14 protein-coding genes are annotated in these 16,300 nt (G+C 70.7%); 3 read left to right on the forward strand and 11 right to left on the reverse strand.

The annotated features are described in order from the left end of the window. Positions 1-7 precede the first annotated feature (7 nt). The 10 genes from aroB to ASG80_RS15000 form a co-directional block, all read right to left on the reverse strand. Positions 8-1,093, reverse strand: a complete 1,086-nt coding sequence (gene aroB / locus ASG80_RS14955; protein WP_056732047.1) for a 3-dehydroquinate synthase — start codon at positions 1,091-1,093, stop codon at positions 8-10. Next, on the reverse strand, positions 1,090-1,608 hold the full coding sequence (locus tag ASG80_RS14960; RefSeq protein ID WP_235508341.1) for a shikimate kinase: 519 nt from the start codon (positions 1,606-1,608) through the stop codon (positions 1,090-1,092). The genes aroB and ASG80_RS14960 overlap by 4 nt, the downstream gene beginning before the upstream one ends. Continuing rightward, on the reverse strand, positions 1,601-2,821 hold the full coding sequence (gene aroC, locus ASG80_RS14965) for a chorismate synthase (protein WP_056732051.1): 1,221 nt from the start codon (positions 2,819-2,821) through the stop codon (positions 1,601-1,603). Before aroC ends, ASG80_RS14960 begins: the two co-directional genes overlap by 8 nt. Positions 2,822-2,845: 24 nt before the next feature. Beyond that, positions 2,846-3,694: a shikimate dehydrogenase gene (locus ASG80_RS14970; protein WP_235508342.1), complete on the reverse strand. Its 849-nt coding sequence runs from the start codon at positions 3,692-3,694 to the stop codon at positions 2,846-2,848. Beyond that, a complete protein-coding gene (gene mltG / locus ASG80_RS14975) occupies positions 3,661-5,280 on the reverse strand; it encodes an endolytic transglycosylase MltG (RefSeq protein WP_056732055.1) in 1,620 nt (539 codons plus the stop codon). The genes ASG80_RS14970 and mltG overlap by 34 nt, the downstream gene beginning before the upstream one ends. A gap of 47 nt (positions 5,281-5,327) precedes the next feature. Next, the gene (gene ruvX / locus ASG80_RS14980) at positions 5,328-5,804 is read right to left on the reverse strand and encodes a Holliday junction resolvase RuvX (RefSeq protein ID WP_056732060.1); all 477 of its coding nucleotides are present in this window, start codon (positions 5,802-5,804) and stop codon (positions 5,328-5,330) included. A 4-nt stretch (positions 5,805-5,808) separates the two neighbouring features. Further along, positions 5,809-8,466 (reverse strand): alanine--tRNA ligase, encoded by a 2,658-nt coding sequence (gene alaS / locus ASG80_RS14985; RefSeq protein WP_056732198.1) that lies wholly within the window; start codon positions 8,464-8,466, stop codon positions 5,809-5,811. 55 nt (positions 8,467-8,521) lie between these two features. Beyond that, positions 8,522-8,722, reverse strand: a complete 201-nt coding sequence (locus ASG80_RS14990; protein ID WP_056732061.1) for a hypothetical protein — start codon at positions 8,720-8,722, stop codon at positions 8,522-8,524. Between the two features lie 139 nt (positions 8,723-8,861). After that, complete coding sequence (rpsD, locus tag ASG80_RS14995; RefSeq protein WP_056732062.1) at positions 8,862-9,485, reverse strand: 30S ribosomal protein S4; 624 nt, start codon at positions 9,483-9,485, stop codon at positions 8,862-8,864. 199 nt (positions 9,486-9,684) lie between these two features. Then, positions 9,685-11,088 carry a replication-associated recombination protein A gene (locus ASG80_RS15000; RefSeq protein ID WP_082590408.1) on the reverse strand — a complete coding sequence of 468 codons (1,404 nt, stop codon included), beginning with the start codon at positions 11,086-11,088 and terminating at the stop codon, positions 9,685-9,687. Between the two features lie 136 nt (positions 11,089-11,224). Between ASG80_RS15000 and ASG80_RS15005 the strand changes: the two genes are divergently transcribed. The 3 genes from ASG80_RS15005 (at position 11,225) to ASG80_RS15015 (ending at position 14,044) form a co-directional block, all read left to right on the forward strand. After that, positions 11,225-12,004, forward strand: coding sequence for a peptidylprolyl isomerase (locus ASG80_RS15005; protein ID WP_056732063.1), 780 nt, complete (start codon positions 11,225-11,227; stop codon positions 12,002-12,004). A gap of 90 nt (positions 12,005-12,094) precedes the next feature. Then, a complete protein-coding gene (locus tag ASG80_RS15010) occupies positions 12,095-13,330 on the forward strand; it encodes a DUF349 domain-containing protein (RefSeq protein ID WP_056732064.1) in 1,236 nt (411 codons plus the stop codon). A 123-nt stretch (positions 13,331-13,453) separates the two neighbouring features. Beyond that, positions 13,454-14,044 carry a hypothetical protein gene (locus tag ASG80_RS15015; protein ID WP_056732065.1) on the forward strand — a complete coding sequence of 197 codons (591 nt, stop codon included), beginning with the start codon at positions 13,454-13,456 and terminating at the stop codon, positions 14,042-14,044. Here the strand turns inward: ASG80_RS15015 and ASG80_RS15020 are convergent. After that, positions 14,023-16,275, reverse strand: coding sequence for a bifunctional (p)ppGpp synthetase/guanosine-3',5'-bis(diphosphate) 3'-pyrophosphohydrolase (locus ASG80_RS15020; RefSeq protein ID WP_056732066.1), 2,253 nt, complete (start codon positions 16,273-16,275; stop codon positions 14,023-14,025). The genes ASG80_RS15015 and ASG80_RS15020 overlap by 22 nt on opposite strands. Between the last annotated feature and the right edge of the window lie 25 nt (positions 16,276-16,300).

Consider the following 16,300-nt stretch of genomic DNA (forward strand, 5'->3'; position numbering starts at 1 on the left):
GTTCGCGTCAGGAGCCGATCTCCTGGTACGCGGCGAACAGCAGCGACTGGTCGGGCGCCTGCATGACCGTGGGCTTCGCGAGGTCGTCGAGCACGATGAAGCGGAGCTGCCCGCCGCGTGCCTTCTTGTCGCGCTGCATGGTGGCGAGCAGCGTGCTCCAGCGGCCGGCCGGATAGGTCGTGGGCAGGCCGAGGAGGTCGAGCACCCGCTTGTGCCGGTCGGCGACCTCGTCGGAGAGCCGGCCGGACAGCCGGCCGAGCTCAGCGGCGAACGCCATGCCCACCGAGATCGCGGCGCCATGGCGCCACTGATAGCGCTCGGCGTGCTCGACGGCGTGGCCGAGCGTGTGACCGTAGTTGAGGATCTCGCGGACGCCCTGCTCGGTGAAGTCCTCGGAGACGACCTCCGCCTTCATCTGGATCGCCAGCTCGACCACCCGGCGGAACTCGGGCGTCGACGGGTCGGTTGCGACATCCGGATCGGCCTCGATGGTGTCGAGGATCTCGGGGTACCGGATGAATCCCGCCTTCACGATCTCCGCGAAGCCGGCCAGGATCTCGTTGCGTGGCAGCGTGTCGAGCAGCTCGAGGTCGCAGAGCACGGCGGCGGGAGCGTGGAAGACCCCCACGAGGTTCTTGCCCTCACTCGTGTTGATGCCGGTCTTGCCGCCGACGGCCGCGTCGACCATGCCGAGCACCGTGGTGGGCACCTGCACGATGCGCACGCCGCGCAGCCACGTCGCGGCGACGAACCCCGCGAGGTCGGTGATCGCTCCCCCGCCGAGGCCGACGATGGCGTCGCTGCGCGTGAAGTCCGCCTGGCCGAGGATCTGCCAGCAGAACGCGGCCACTTCGACCCGCTTGCCGGCCTCGGCGTCGGGCACCTCGGCGAGGAGCACCTCGAAACGGCCATGGAGCTCCTCGCGCAGGGCGACGGCGCGTGCGCCGAGCGTCGGCGCATGCACGACGAGCACCTTGCGCACGCCGAGACCGAGCGCATCGCCGAGCTCCGCGACCACGCCGCGACCAACGACCACGTCGTAGCCCGTCTCGCCGCCCACGCGGATCGCCGTGCGCGTCTCGCCTGCTTTCATCGTGCTCCTCCGAACCGCTCGGTGATGTCGTCGACGATGCGTGCGACCGAGCGGCGCGACGTGTCGATGTCGAGATCGGCGAGCGCCGCGTAGAACGGCGCGCGCTGCTCCAGGATCGCGGTCCAGGTCGCGAGCCCGCCGTCGGCAAGCAGCGGGCGGTTGCCACCCGTGAGCCGCGGCGCGACCGCCTCGGGCGTGACGCGCAACCACACCACCGGCAGCCCGGCGAGGTCGTCGCGCGTGTCGGGGTGCAGGACGGCGCCGCCGCCGAGCGAGATCACGGCCTCCTCGCGGAGCGCCTCGGCGACGACCTCGCGCTCGATGATGCGGAAGTACTCCTCGCCCTCGCGTTCGAAGATCTGCTCGATGGGGCCATAACGCTCGATGATGCGCTGGTCGGTGTCGATGAAGGGCGCGCCGACGGATGCCGCGAGCCGATGCCCCACGCGGGACTTGCCGGCCCCCATCGGCCCGATGAGCACGATGGGCAGCGCGAGTCGTGGGCCGTCAGACACGGTCGGCCGCGACGTCCGCCGCCGCGATCTCCGTGAGGAGCGCATCGGGGATGGCCGCGAGGTACGACTCGAGATTGCGGCGCGTCTCGGCGACCGCGTCGCCGCCGAACTTCTCGAGCACGGCGTTCGCGAGCGTGAGCGCGACCATGGCCTCGGCCACGACGCCCGCCGCGGGCACGGCGCAGACATCGGATCGCTGGTGGTGCGCCGGGGCAGCCTCACCCGTGGCGACGTCGATCGTCGGCAGCGCGTGCGGCACGGTCGCGATGGGCTTCATGCCCGCGCGCACGCGGAGCACGGTGCCGGTGGACATGCCGCCCTCGGTGCCACCGGCGCGGTCGCTCGCACGCACGATGCGGCCGTCGGACAGGTGGAGCTCGTCGTGTGCAGCCGAGCCGCGACGGGTGGTGGTGACGAAGCCGTCGCCGACCTCGACGCCCTTGATCGCCTGGATTCCCATGAGCGCGGCGGCGAGCTGTGCGTCGAGACGGCGGTCCCAGTGCACGTACGAGCCGAGCCCCGGCGGCACGCCGTAGGCGAGCACCTCGACGACGCCGCCGAGTGTGTCGCCGTCCTTGTGCGCGGCGTCGACCTCCGCCACCATGCGTGCGGAGGTCTCCTCGTCGAAGCAGCGCAGGGGGTCGGCGTCGAGGCGGTCGACGTCGCCCGGGAGCGGGAGCGGGCGGTCCTCGGGCACCCGCACGGGGCCGATCGCGATCGTGTGCGACACGAGGCGGATGCCGAGCTCGGCGAGGAACGCGCGCGCGACCGCGCCGAGGGCCACCCGTGCGGCGGTCTCGCGGGCGCTCGCCCGCTCGAGCACGGGCCGCGCCTCGTCGAAGCCGTACTTCTGCATGCCCACGAGGTCGGCGTGGCCGGGACGCGGACGCGTGAGCGGGGCCCCGCGACCTCGGCCGAGTGTCGCCGGGTCGACGGGCTCGGGGCTCATGACCTCCTGCCACTTCGGCCACTCGGTGTTGCCGATCCGGAGGGCGATGGGGCTGCCGAGGCTTCGGCCGTGGCGTACGCCGCCGGAGATCGCGAGTTCGTCCTGCTCGAACTTCATGCGGGCGCCACGGCCGTAGCCGAGCTTGCGTCGCGCGAGGTCGGCGCGGATGTCGTCGAGCATGACGGGGGTGCCGGCGGGAAGACCCTCGAGGATCGCGACGAGCTCAGGGCCGTGCGACTCTCCGGCAGTGAGCCAACGGAGCATGCTCCTATCCTTCCACAGCGCGCATCAGAGGGTTCGGCGCATGACGTCGAGCACGGAGGTCTCGTCGGGCAGCTCCGCGAACGGGTCGCCCGTCATGAAGATGCGCACCTGCAGCAGGGCCTGGTGCAGCAGCATCTCGAGCCCGTGCACGACGGTGCCGTGCGCGGCCATCCATCGCGCGCCGAGCGGCGACGGCCACGGGTCGTAGGCCACATCGAGCAGGGCTGCGCGTCCGACGAGGGCCTCGGATGCCACGACGCCGAGGTCCGTGCCCCCGGGAACCGTGCTCACCACGAGCTCGACGTCGTCGAGGTGCGCGAGGTCGTCGATCCGCGCCTCCTCCACCATGAGGCCGAGGCGCCTGCCGAGCGCGGCGAGCTCCGAGGCGCCCGGTCGGCGCACGAGCACCCGCACGTGCGCGGCGCCGAGCTCGGCCAAGGCGACGAGCGCGGAGGCCGCGGTGGCGCCGCCGCCGATCACTGCGCCACGGCGCACGGACACGACGCCGGCCTCGCGGAGCGCGCGCATGATGCCGAAGACATCCGTGTTGTATCCGCGTCGCCGGCCCCCGTCGAAGAGCACGGTGTTCGCGGCTCCCGCGAGCACCGCCATCTCGTCGACGTCGTCGAGGAGTGGGAGCACGTCGTGCTTGAGCGGCATGGTGAGCGAGAGCCCCCGCCAGGAGGCATCCAGCCCCTCGATGAACGCGGCGAGTCCCTCGCCGTGCATCTCGATGGCGGTGTACTCCCAGTCGAGCCCCAGCAGCCGGTAGGCGGCGCGGTGCAGCGCCGGGCTCTTGGAGTGGGCGATGGGCGAGCCGAGCACCGCGAGCCGGCGCATCAGCTGGCGTACTCCGGGTGCTCCTCGAGCCACGCGAGGAACTTCTCGACCGCGGCCTCGTGCTCCTCCACGGTCGCCGAGAACACGGTCTCGCCGGTGTCGAGATCGACCGTCACGAAGTACAGCCACGGGCCGTCGGCGGGGTGGATGGCCGCGTCGATCGCGTCGTCGCCGGGATTGCCGATCGGGCCCGGCGGCAGGCCCGGGTGCACGTACGTGTTGTACGGGTTCGCCGCGTCGGCACGCTGCTCGTCGGTCGTGGTGACGACCGAGTCGTCGCCGACCCCGTAGTGCACGGTCGAATCGAACTGCAGCAGGCCGCTGTCGAAGAGCTCGGGGTTCAGGCGGTTCTCGATGACACGCGAGACCTTGTAATAGTCGGGAAGGAGGCCCGCTTCCCGCTGGATGAGCGAGGCCTTGACGACGGTGCGCCACCGGTCCTCGGGGGCGACGCCCGCGGCATCGAGGGCCTCGAACGAGCGGTCGACGAGCATCTTCACGAGTCCGGGCGCCGTGACGGCCGGGTCGACCGTGTACGTCGCGGGGAACAGGAATCCCTCGACGCTCGTCGCCTCGGCCGGCAAGCCGAGTGCCGGCAAGTCCGCGGCGGCGGCCTGGAGCTCCTCGATCGGGATCTCGGTGACGGCGGCCGCCTCTGCGAGGGCGTCCTTCGCCCACATGCCCTCCTGGATGACGAACGTGTTCTCGAGCTTGTTCGCGGGCTCGAGGAGCGCGTCGAGCGCCGCCTGCGCGCTCATCTCCTCGGCGAGACGGTATGCGCCCGGTTGGAACTCGGGCTCGGGCGTCTGCGCGAGCAGCAGGTCGTAGAACGCGTCGTACGAGGCGGTGACCCCTTCATCGACGAGATTCTCGGCGATGTCCGACCCGGTGTCGCCGTCGTGGATCATGAAGACCACCTCGCCGGTGCCGGCGCCCGTGTAGTCCTCGGCGGGCGTGAAACGCTCGATGACCGCAGTGATGGGCCCCTGCAGGAAGAAGAACGCGCCGGCCCCGAGCGCGGCCACGACGAGCAGCCCGACGAGGCATCCCCACGGGCCGCGACGCTTGGGCCGGCCGGATCCGGGGTCGTAGCCGCCGTGCTTGAGGGCTCGCCGGTCCGGGCGGCTCAAGCGACCCGGCTGGTTGTCGTCGTCGTCATCGGACCACGCTTGCGGTTCGTCGTCCCATGGCAGCGGACTGTCCGTTTCGTGCTGCTGCGACGCGGAGCCCGGGTCATCGAGCTGCAGGGGGAATGGGGCCGCGTCGTGCGCGGCTCGAAGCGGGGCGCCCTGCTGGCCGGCCGCCCGCTGCTGGGCCGCCTGCTGCTCAGCCGCCCACTGCTGGGCCGCCTGCTGCTCAGCCGCCCACTGCTGGGCCGCCTGCTGCTCAGCCGCCCACTGCTGGGCCGCCTGCTGCTCCGCCGCCCACTGCTGAGCGGCCTGCTGCTCAGCCGCCCACTGCTGGGCCGCCTGCTGCTCAGCCGCCCACTGCTGGGCGGCCTGCTGCTCCGCCGCCCACTGCGCCGCGGCGGCCTGCTCGGCTGCCTGCGCCTGCTCCTGCTGCTGCGCGAGGAGGGCTGCCCTGCGCTGCTCGGCCTCGCGGGCCTCGCGACGGGTCATCTGGGGTCGATCGGATCCGCCGGGCGGCGTGCCAGGAGGAAGGTGGGTCACAGGGGGGACGACCCTTCGTCTGTCGTGAGCAGGCGCCCGGGCTCCTTACCCGACGCCCGTTCCGTGTCGATGGCGTGTTGCAGAATGATAACGGCTGCAACTTGGTCGACGATGGGACGCTGGCTGCGACTCGACTTCCCCGAGGCGCGCAGGGCCTGTTGAGCGCTCACCGTCGAGAGTCGCTCGTCGACGAGGCGCACCGCCGCGCCGGATGCCGCGAGCCGCCCGGCGAAGGACACGGCATCGTCGGTCGACGCGGTCCGCCCGCCCGAGAGCGAGAGCGGATTGCCCACGACGAGCTCGATGGCGTCGTACTCGTCGGCGAGCTCGAGGATCCGCCGCACGTCGGCGTCGCCGTCCGAGGCGCGGGGCACGGTCTCCACCGGCACGGCGAGCAGCCCGCCGGCGTCGCAGCGCGCGACGCCGATGCGGGCTCGCCCGACGTCGATGCCGAGTCTCGCTCCCGGGCGCATCGTCCTACCGGTCGAGCACTCGGCGCACGGCCTCGAGCGCGGCGGGGATCGCCGAGACGTCGTTGCCGCCGCCCTGTGCGAGGTCGGGCTTGCCGCCGCCACCGCCGCCCAGCACCGACGCCATCGCCTTCGCGAGCGCTCCCGCGTTCGCCCCGGCGTCGCGGGCGGCGGGCGAGGTCGCCGCGATCGCGACCGGCTTGCCGCCGACCTCGGCGGCGAGCGCGACCACGGATGCCGCGTCACCGAGCTTCGAGCGCACGGCCGTGGCGAGCGAGCGCAGTTCGTCGCTCGAACCGAGGCGTCCGACGTTGTCGGAGACCAGGAGCACGTCGCCTGTGCGCACCGCGGTCGCCGCGAGCGCCGGGACGCGATCGTTCAGCGCCTTGGCCTCGAACTGCGCGATGCGCTTCTCCGCGGACTTGAGGCTCGCGACCAGCTCGCCGACGCGATCGACGAGCTGCTCGGGGCGGGTCTTCAGGCTGGTGCTGAGCTCGGACACGAGCGCGCGCTCCGCAGCGAACCGACGGAACGCCTCGATGCCGACGAGCGACTCGACGCGTCGGTTCGACGCGCCCACGGAGGACTCGCCCACGATGTTGATCATGCCGATCTCGGAGCTCGTCGCCACGTGGGTGCCCGCGCAGAGCTCACGCGACCACGGGCCGCCGATGTCGACGACGCGCACGACGTCGCCGTACTTCTCGCCGAACAGGGCCATGGCACCGAGCGACTTCGCCTCGTCGAGCGGCATCTCGCGCGTGACGACCTGCAGGTTGTCGCGGATCGCGTTGTTGGAGATCTCCTCGATCTCGCCACGCGTCTCCGCCGAGAGGGCGGAGTTCCAGCCGTAGTCGAGGCGCAGGTAGCCGGCCTTGTTGAACGAGCCCGACTGGTGCGCGTTGGGTCCGAGGACCTGCCGCAGCGCGGCGTGCACGATGTGCGTGCCCGAGTGGGCCTGCGTGGCGCCGCGCCGGTAGTCCTCGTCGACGAGTGTCGTCGCCGGCACGCCCACGCCGACCTCGCCCGACACGACCTTCGCAGTGTGGCTGATGAGGCCCTTGACCGGCTTCTGCACGTCGATGACCTCGAGTTCGAAGCCGTCGCCGACGATGCGACCCTGGTCGGGCGCCTGACCGCCCGACTCCGCGTACAACGAGGTCTCGGCGAGGATCACCTCGGCCGTCTGCCCGGCGGTCGCGAAGGGCACAGGGCGGCCGTCGACGAGCAGGCCGAGCACGGTCGAGTCCGTCGTGAGGTCCGAGTATCCGGTGAAGATCGTCTCGCCCTTGGCGCGGAAGTCGCCGTACACCGACAGGTCGGCCAGCACCTTCTTCTTGGACTTCGCATCGGCCTTCGCGCGCGTGCGCTGGGCGGTCATCAGCTCGTCGAACGCGCCACGGTCGACCGCGAGGCCCGCCTCCTCGGCCATCTCGAGCGTCAGCTCGATCGGGAAGCCGTAGGTGTCGTGCAGGAGGAACGCGGTGTCGCCGGCGAGCTCGGCCTTGCCGGCATCCTTCGTGGATGCGACTGCTACGTCGAGGATCGACGTGCCCGCGGTGAGCGTGCGCAGGAACGCCTCCTCCTCGCCGAGCGCGAGCTGCTCGATGTGCGTGTAGTCGCGGGCCACTTCGGGGTAGGCCGACTTCATCGCGTCGCGCGACGCAGCGAAGAGCTCGCGGAACGTCGGCCCCTCTACGCCGAGCAGCCGCATGGCACGGATGCTGCGGCGCAGGAGCCGGCGCAGGATGTAGCCGCGGCCCTCGTTCGACGGGCTCACGCCGTCGCTCATGAGCATCAAGGACGAGCGGATGTGGTCCGCGATCACGCGCATCCGGACGTCGTCCTCGTGGTCGGCGCCGTAGCGGCGGCCGGACAGCTCGGCGGCACGATCGAGCACCGGACGCACCTGGTCGATCTCGTACATGTTCTCGACGCCCTGCTTGATGAACGCGACGCGCTCGAGGCCCATGCCCGTGTCGATGTTCTTCTTCGGCAGTTCCTTCACGATGCGGAAGTCCGTCTTCGACTTCACGTCGTCGATGAGGTACTGCATGAACACGAGGTTCCAGATCTCGACGTACCGATCGTCGTCGGTGGCAGGGCCCCCGTCGACGCCGTACTCGGGCCCGCGGTCGAAGAAGATCTCGGAGCACGGCCCGGCGGGGCCGGGCTGTCCGGTGTGCCAGTAGTTCGTGTCCTTGTCGAGGCGCTGGATCCGCTCCTCGGGCAGGCCCGCGATCTTCTTCCAGAGCTCGATCGCCTCGTCGTCGTCCTTGTAGACGGTGACCCACATGTCCGCAGGCGCGAAGCCGTATCCGCCGTCGGCCTCGGGGGTGGTGAGCAGCTCCCACGCCATGCTGATGGCGCCCTCCTTGAAGTAGTCGCCGAAGGAGAAGTTGCCGTTCATCTGGAAGAACGTGCCGTGACGCGGGGTCTTGCCGACCTCTTCGATGTCGTTGGTGCGGATGCACTTCTGCACGCTCGTCGCACGGGGATACGGCGCAGGCACGAGCCCGGTGAGGTATGGGACGAACGGCACCATGCCGGCCACGGTGAACAGCAGCGTCGGGTCGTCGGACACGAGCGGAGCGGAGGGAACGACGGTGTGGCCGCGCGCGGCGAAGAAGTCCAGCCAGCGCTGGCGGATGTCTGCGGTCTGCATGGTTCCGTTCTGGTTCGGCGGCCCGGATCGGCCGCGCGGAGTCGTGGCGCCGGCGTCAGCGCGCGGCGGGCCCGTCACCCTCGGCGCGGAGCTCGGCGTCGCGTTCGTGGTACCCCTCGGCGATGGCCTTGCCGAACGCCCTGGCCTTGGCGTCGATCGACGAGAAGAACTCCCGGCCCTGCTTGGTCTGGTTGAGCTGGTGCGCGGCGACGAAACCGGCAGCGACGCCCACGGCGAACCACACGATGCTCTTCACGAAGTGCTCCTCTGACCGATTCCGTCGCGCGAATTCCGCCCGACGCATATCCCAACAGTCTAATGGCGTCGGATGCCGCAGGAGATTGGCACAGGGGCCGCGGGAAACCCCCGCGACCCCTGGTCGGTCTGTGCCCCGCTCAGCGAGCGGCGTAGTACTCGACGACGAGCTGGACTTCACAGGTCACGGGGACCTCGGCACGCTTCGGACGGCGAACGAGCTTCGCCTGGAGCTTGTCGAGCTCGACCTCGAGGTAGCCCGGGGTCTTGGGGAGCACGTCGACGTGACCGCCGGCCGCTGCGACCTGGAAGGGCTCGGTGCCCTCGGAGCGCTGCTTGACGCCGATGAGCTGGCCGGGCTTCACGCGGAACGAGGGGCGGTCGACGATCTTGCCGTCCACGAGGATGTGGCGGTGAACGACGAACTGGCGGGCCTGCGTGATCGTGCGGGCGAAGCCGGCGCGGAGCACGAGGGCGTCGAGACGCATCTCGAGCAGCTCGACCAGGTTCTCACCCGTCAGGCCGTCGACGCGGCGGGCCTCGTTGAACGCGATGCGGAGCTGCTTCTCGCGGATGCCGTACTGGGCGCGCAGGCGCTGCTTCTCGCGCAGACGCACCGCGTAGTCGGAGTCGGCCTTGCGCTTGGTGCGGCCGTGCTCGCCCGGGGCGTACGGACGCTTCTCCATGTAGCGGGCGGCCTTCGGGGTGAGGGCGACGCCGAGCGCACGGGAGAGGCGGGTCTTGCTTCGTGACTGGTTCGACACGGATGTCCTTTCGGAAGAATCTCAAATGTGAATTCTCGGCGCGATCGTGCACCGGAAGTCTGTGTCAGAGGGATTCGCCAAGGGCTGATCGGCTACAGATCACACCCATTCGCCGATGACTCTCTCGCAGCCGCGCTCGAGAATCTGGCTTCAGGCCAACGAGTATGCTATCACGCCGGCCGCGGGCGGCGCGCCGCACTCATCGGCCTCCGCGGACGATGCGCCGGAGCTTCGCGAGCCGGGCCGAGACTTCGCGCTCGTTCCCGTGCTCCGTGGGCTCGTAGTACACCGCGCCGCGGAGCTCGTCGGGCAGGTACTCCTGGGCGACGACTCCGATCGCATCGTCGTGCGGATACACGTACCCCTTGCCGTGCCCGAGCCGCTTCGCCCCGGGGTAGTGCGCATCGCGCAGGTGCTTCGGCACACGCCCTGCCTTGCCCTCCCGGACGTCGGCGATGGCGCGATCGATGCCGAGGTAGGCCGCGTTCGACTTGGGTGCGGTCGCGAGGTGCACGACGGCCTGGGCGAGCGGGATGCGCCCTTCGGGCATGCCGATGTACTGCACGGCGTCGGCCGCGGCCACGGCCACCCCGAGCGCGGTCGGATCGGCCATGCCGATGTCCTCCGAGGCGAGCACGATGATGCGGCGGGCGATGAACCGCGGGTCCTCGCCGGCCTCGATCATGCGCGCCAGGTAGTGCAGTGATGCATCGACGTCGCTCCCCCGCACCGACTTGATGAACGCGCTGATGACGTCGTAGTGCTCGTCGCCGTTGCGGTCGTAGCGCAGCAGCGCGCGGTCGACGGCGCGAGCCACCACCTCGGCCGTGATCACCGGCTTCGCGGGCCTCGCGGCATCCGCATCGACGGACCCGTCATCGTCCTCGCCCGCTGCGCCATCCCCTGCGCCGGTGGCCACGGCGGCCTGGGTCGCAGCCACGGATGCCGCCTCGAGCGCCGTGAGCGCACGACGGGCGTCGCCGGACGCGAGCCGGACGACGGCGGCGCGCGCGTCGACCTCGAGCTGGACCGCACCGTTGAGGCCGCGCGGATCGGACACCGCCCGGTCGACGAGCGTGCCGAGATCGTCGTCGGTGAGGAGCTCGAGCGTGAGCAGGAGCGATCGCGAGAGGAGCGGCGAGATCACCGAGAACGACGGATTCTCGGTCGTGGCGGCCACGAGGATGACCCAGCCGTTCTCCACCCCGGGAAGCAGCGCATCCTGCTGCGCCTTCGTGAAGCGGTGGATCTCGTCGAGGAACAGCACGGTCGAGACCCCGTAGAGATCGCGGCTCGCCCGCGCCTCCTCCATGACCTGGCGCACGTCGCGGACCCCAGCGGACACGGCGGAGAGCTCGACGAACTTGCGCCCCGACGACCTCGCGATCGCCTGCGCGAGCGTGGTCTTGCCCGTGCCGGGAGGCCCCCAGAGGATGACGGAGACCGACCCCGACTCGCCCGTGCGGTCGCCCGCGAGCGCCACGAGCGGCGAGCCGGGCGTCAGCAGGTGCCGCTGTCCGGCCACTTCGTCGAGGCTCGTGGGACGCATGCGCACCGCGAGCGGAGTCGCGCCGGAGCGCAGCCCCGGGCTCGAGTCGACCATGCCGTCAAGCGTAGCCGCGGCATCCGACACCGAAGGCCGGCTTCCGCGCGCGAGCACGTGCGCCCGCGCACGCGATTGGTGCCGATCACGGCCCTTGCGTAGAGTCGGCTCGCAGGAGTCCGGAGAAGGAGCACGCGTGGCATCGAACGACCGTCAGGCGCGTGAGGAACGCGCCCGCCTCCGCACCTATCAGGCACGCCAGGAGGTGCACGTCCGCAAGCAGCGCCGCCGCACCCGGGACAACGTCATCGCGGTGGTCGCCCTCGTCGTCGCGCTGACCCTCGCGACCGCCGCACAGCTCTTCTTCTTCAGCGGCGGTCCGGGCGCGCCAGAGGCGGAGCCCACGCCCACGCCCACCCCCACGGCCCCGGCCGGCGAGAACCAGGGCGACGTCCCGTCCGCCGACATCGCCGAGGACCGCACGTGGACCGGCACGCTCACGCTCAACGACATCCCGCTCGCCGTCGAGCTCGACGGCGCCGCAGCGCCGCAGGCGGTCTCGAGCGAGATCAGCCTCATCCAGTCCGGCTTCTACGACGGCACCACCTGCCACCGCCTCACGCGCGACAGCATCTGGGTGCTGCAGTGCGGCGACCCTTCCGGCGACGGCACGGGTGGGCCGGGCTACAGCTACGGCCCCGTCGAGAACGCACCCGCCGACAGCCTGTACCCCGCCGGCACGATCGCGATGGCCCGCCAGTCGCAGAACGCCTATAGCCACGGCAGCCAGTTCTTCATCGTGTACGAGGACACCACGCTCCCGCCCGACGAGTCCGGCGGCTACACCGTCATCGGCCACGTCACGAGCGGCCTCGACCAGCTGAAGACGGGCATCACCGACGCTGGAACGGCCGACGGCGGCACCGACGGCGCACCCGCGGTGCCCGTGACGATCAGCGGGTTCACGATCGGGTGACGACCGGTGCCGCCCTCCGGCGGTGCAATAGGCTTGATGCCGTCAACGCCGCCCCCCGCGGGCGGCATCCGACCACGACAGGGTGAGGCCGTGACCGATTCAGAGCAGCAACCGTGGGGCCGCGTCGACGAGACGGGTACCGTCTTCGTACGCACCGCCGACGGCGGCGAGCGAGAGGTCGGCCAGTACCCCGACGCGACGCCTGAGGAAGCGCTCGCGTACTTCGAGCGGAAGTACGCCGACCTCGCCGGCCAGGTCGGCCTCCTCGAGCAGCGCTCGCGTCGCGGTGCACCGGCGGCGGATGTCGCCAAGGCTGTCGCCAACCTCCGCGTGTCGGTGGCCGGGGCCCACGCCGTCGGCGACCTCGACGCCCTCGCGCGCCGCCTCGAGGCCCTGTCCGGCACCGCCAAGGAGCTCACCGAGCAGCAGCAGGCCGAGGCGAAGGCCGCGCTCGATGAGGCGATCGCCGAGCGCACCCGCATCGTCGAGCAGGCGGAGGCGCTCGCCGCGCAGGACCCGGCGAAGACGCAGTGGAAGCAGGCGACCGCCGAGCTCGACGCCCTCTTCGCGAGCTGGCAGCAGCATCAGCAGGAGGGGCCGCGCCTGCCGAAGAACGAGGCCAACGAGCTGTGGAAGCGGTTCCGCACCGCCCGATCGACCATCGAGCAGCACCGCAAGGCCTTCTTCGCCGAGCTCGACGCCGCCCATCGCGACGTGCGGGCCCGCAAGCAGCGGCTCATCGAGCGCGCCGAGGCACTCGCGCCCCGCGGGGCGGACGCCGTCGCAGACTACCGTGCACTGCTCGACGAGTGGAAGGAGGCGGGTCGTGCCGGCAAGAAGCTCGACGACGCCCTGTGGGCGAAGTTCAAGGCGGCCGGCGACGTGCTGTTCCAGGCCAAGGCCGAGGTCGACGCGCAGGAGGACGAGGAGTACCGGACGAACCTCACCGAGAAGCTCGCGCTCCTCGACGAGGCCGAGAAGCTGCTTACGGAGACGGATCCGAAGCAGGCGCGCACCGCGCTCAACCGCATCCAGCGCAGCTGGGATGAGATCGGCCGCGTTCCCCGCGACCAGGTGCGGCCCGTCGAGGACCGCCTCCGCAAGGTCGAGACGCATGTGCGCTCGCTCGAGGACGAACGCTGGCAGCGCGAGGACCCCGAGAAGAAGGCGCGCTCCGAGGGCATGCTCGGGCAGCTGCAGGACGCGATCGCCAAGCTCGAGGCCGAGCTCGCCGCAGCGGAGGCGTCCGGCGACCAGCGCGCGGCGGCGGCGGCGCGTGAGGCGCTCGATGCGCGGCGTGCGTGGCTGAAGGCCGTCGGGGGCTGATCGGCCCGAGCGGCTGCGGCGCTGCGCGGCGACTCGTCCGCGTACGCCGTCGGGTGCTCGTCATTCTCCACAACCCGACGGCCCTCGAGCTCCAGGCGTCTCCGGATGCCGCAGCATGTCCCCATGGCCAGGCTTCCTCCGGTGCTCGACACCGACCATCTGCCACTCGCGGAGCTCTGTGCGGCGCGCCTCGATGGTGAGCTGTACGCGATCGACGACGGTTGGGCACCGATCGACGAGCCCGACCTGCCCGGCTTCCGTGCCGCGGTGGCCGCGCTCCGCGCGCCGCGTTCCCTCATCGTCGAGCGGCTCTCGGCGGCGTGGGTGCACGGCGCCGTCGACGCACCTCCCCCGATCGCCCAGTTCTGCGTACCACTGCGTTCGCGCATCGCCGTGATCGCCGACCACCGCTCCATCGTGCGCGAGGTGCGCATCGACGACGACGAGATCACGTGGTTCGGCGACATCCGCTGCACGTCGATCGTGCGCACCGGGTTCGACCTGCTCCGCGATCCGACCCTCGGCGACGGGCAGGTCGTCGAGGTCGTCGGTGCGATGCTCGCACCTCGGCCGGCGCTCGAGACCGCCCTGCGGGAGCGCCTGGATGCCGCGGCGCGCATGCCGCACCGCACGACCGCGCGCAGTCGGCTCGACGCAGCGGCGCTCGTCGCACGATCACGGTGCGATCGCGTTCAGCCGTCGCTCACCCGGTAGACGTCGTACACGGCGTCGATGCGGCGAACCGCGTTCAGCACGCGGTCGAGGTGGGTGGTGTCGCCCATCTCGAAGACGAATCTGCTGAGTGCGAGTCGGTCGGTCGACGTCGACACGTTCGCCGAGAGGATGTTCACGTGGTGCTCGGACAGCACCCGCGTGACGTCGGAGAGCAGGCCGGCCCGGTCGAGCGCCTCGATCTGGATCTGCACGAGGAACACGCTCTTCGAGCTCGGCGCCCAGTCCACGTCGATCATGCGCTCGGGCTCGCGCATCAGGGACTGCACGTTGTGACAGTTCGCCTGGTGCACCGAGACGCCCGCGCCGCGGGTGACGAAACCGACGATCTCGTCGCCGGGCACCGGCGTGCAGCACCGGGCGAGCTTCACGAGGATGTCGGGCGCCCCGCGCACGAGCACCCCGGAGTCGGAGCTCCGCGGAAGCGGCCGAGAGCGCACCGGGATCGGCAGGTCGGGCTCGTCGCCCTCGTCGACGTCGCGCACGAGCGCGACGACCTTCTCCAGCACCGACTGCGTCGAGACGTGGCCCTCGCCCACCGCCGCGTAGAGCGACGAGACATCGTCGTAGCGCAGCTGGGCCGCGACCTCGGCGAACGACTCCTGGCTCATGAGCTTCTGGAGGGGCAGGTTCTGCTTGCGCATCGCGCGCGCGATGGCGTCGCGACCCTGCTCGATCGCCTCGTCGCGTCGCTCCTTGGTGAACCACTGCCGGATCTTGTTCCGTGCACGCGGGCTCTTGACGAACGTCAGCCAGTCCTTGCTCGGACCCGAGTCGGGGTTCTTCGAAGTGAACACCTCGACGACATCGCCGCTCGACAGCTCGCTCTCGAGCGGCACGAGCCGGCCGTTGACCTTCGCGCCCATGGTGCGGTGACCGACCTCGGTGTGCACCGCGTAGGCGAAGTCGACCGGCGTCGCGCCCGCCGGCAGCCCGATCACCCGGCCCTTCGGCGTGAAGACGTAGACCTCCTTCGCGCCGATCTCGAAGCGCAGCGAGTCGAGGAACTCGCCAGGGTCGGCGGTCTCGGCCTGCCAGTCCGAGATGTGCGCAAGCCAGGCCATGTCGGTCTCGTTCGCGCTCGGGGCCTGCGTCGCGCGGCCCGAATTCACCCGTTCCTTGTACTTCCAGTGCGCCGCGACGCCGTACTCGGCGCGCTGGTGCATGTCGTGCGTGCGGATCTGGATCTCGACGGCGCGGCCCTTCGGACCGATCACCGTCGTGTGCAGCGACTGGTAGAGGTTGAACTTCGGCGTGGCGATGTAATCCTTGAACCGGCCCGGTAGCGGCGTCCACCGCGCGTGGATCGAGCCCAGCACCGCATAGCAGTCGCGCACCGAGTTGACGAGCACGCGGATGCCGACGAGGTCGTAGATCTCGTCGAAGTCGCGGCCGCGAACGATCATCTTCTGGTAGATCGAGTAATACTGCTTGGGGCGACCCATGACCTTGCCGCGGATCTTCGCCGCCTTCAGGTCATCGTTCACGAGGTCGATGACCGTCTGCACGAACTCCTCGCGCTGCGGCGTGCGCTGCTTCACGAGGCTCTCGATCTCGGCGTAGAGCTTGGGGTACAGCACCGCGAACGACAGGTCCTCGAGCTCCCACTTGATGGCCTGGATGCCGAGCCGGTGCGCGAGGGGGGCGTAGATCTCGAGCGTCTCGGTGGCCTTCCGCGCGGCGGACTCGGCGGGCACGAAACCCCACGTTCGCGCGTTGTGGAGCCGGTCGGCGAGCTTGATGATGAGCACGCGGATGTCCTTCGACATCGCGACGATCATCTTGCGAACGGTCTCGGCCTGCGTCGAATCGCCGTACTTGACCTTGTCGAGCTTGGTGACGCCGTCGACGAGCATCGCGATCTCGTCACCGAAGTCGGCGCGCACCTGTTCGAGCGTGTATGCCGTGTCCTCGACCGTGTCGTGGAGCAGTGCGGCGGCGACGGTCTTCGATCCGATGCCGAGGTCGGCGAGAATCTGCGCGACCGCGATCGGATGGGTGATGTACGGCTCGCCGCTCTTGCGCTTCTGGCCCTCGTGCGCACGCTCGGCGACCGTGTACGCCCGTTCGACGAGCGCGAGGTCGGCCTTCGGATGGTGCATCCGCACCGTGCGCATGAGCGTGTCGACGGCTCCCGACGGTTGTGCCTTCGAGAAGATCCGCGGCACGAGGCGGCGCAGCGAAGCGGTCGAGTTCACTCCCGCCTCGGTCATGCGCACACCTCCAGAACTCAATTAT

The sequence above is a fragment of the Agromyces sp. Soil535 genome (assembly GCF_001428255.1).
Lineage (GTDB): Bacteria > Actinomycetota > Actinomycetes > Actinomycetales > Microbacteriaceae > Agromyces.

What these genes read in the sequence shown, in the direction of transcription:
- aroB (WP_056732047.1), bottom strand. Translation starts at nt 1,093, where the DNA reads ATGAAAGCAGGCGAGACGCGCACGGCGATCCGCGTGGGCGGCGAGACG.
- aroC (WP_056732051.1), bottom strand. Translation starts at nt 2,821, where the DNA reads ATGCTCCGTTGGCTCACTGCCGGAGAGTCGCACGGCCCTGAGCTCGTC.
- mltG (WP_056732055.1), bottom strand. Translation starts at nt 5,280, where the DNA reads ATGACCCGTCGCGAGGCCCGCGAGGCCGAGCAGCGCAGGGCAGCCCTC.
- ruvX (WP_056732060.1), bottom strand. Translation starts at nt 5,804, where the DNA reads ATGCGCCCGGGAGCGAGACTCGGCATCGACGTCGGGCGAGCCCGCATC.
- alaS (WP_056732198.1), bottom strand. Translation starts at nt 8,466, where the DNA reads ATGCAGACCGCAGACATCCGCCAGCGCTGGCTGGACTTCTTCGCCGCG.
- ASG80_RS15000 (WP_082590408.1), bottom strand. Translation starts at nt 11,088, where the DNA reads ATGGTCGACTCGAGCCCGGGGCTGCGCTCCGGCGCGACTCCGCTCGCG.
- ASG80_RS15015 (WP_056732065.1), top strand. Translation starts at nt 13,454, where the DNA reads ATGGCCAGGCTTCCTCCGGTGCTCGACACCGACCATCTGCCACTCGCG.
- ASG80_RS15020 (WP_056732066.1), bottom strand. Translation starts at nt 16,275, where the DNA reads ATGACCGAGGCGGGAGTGAACTCGACCGCTTCGCTGCGCCGCCTCGTG.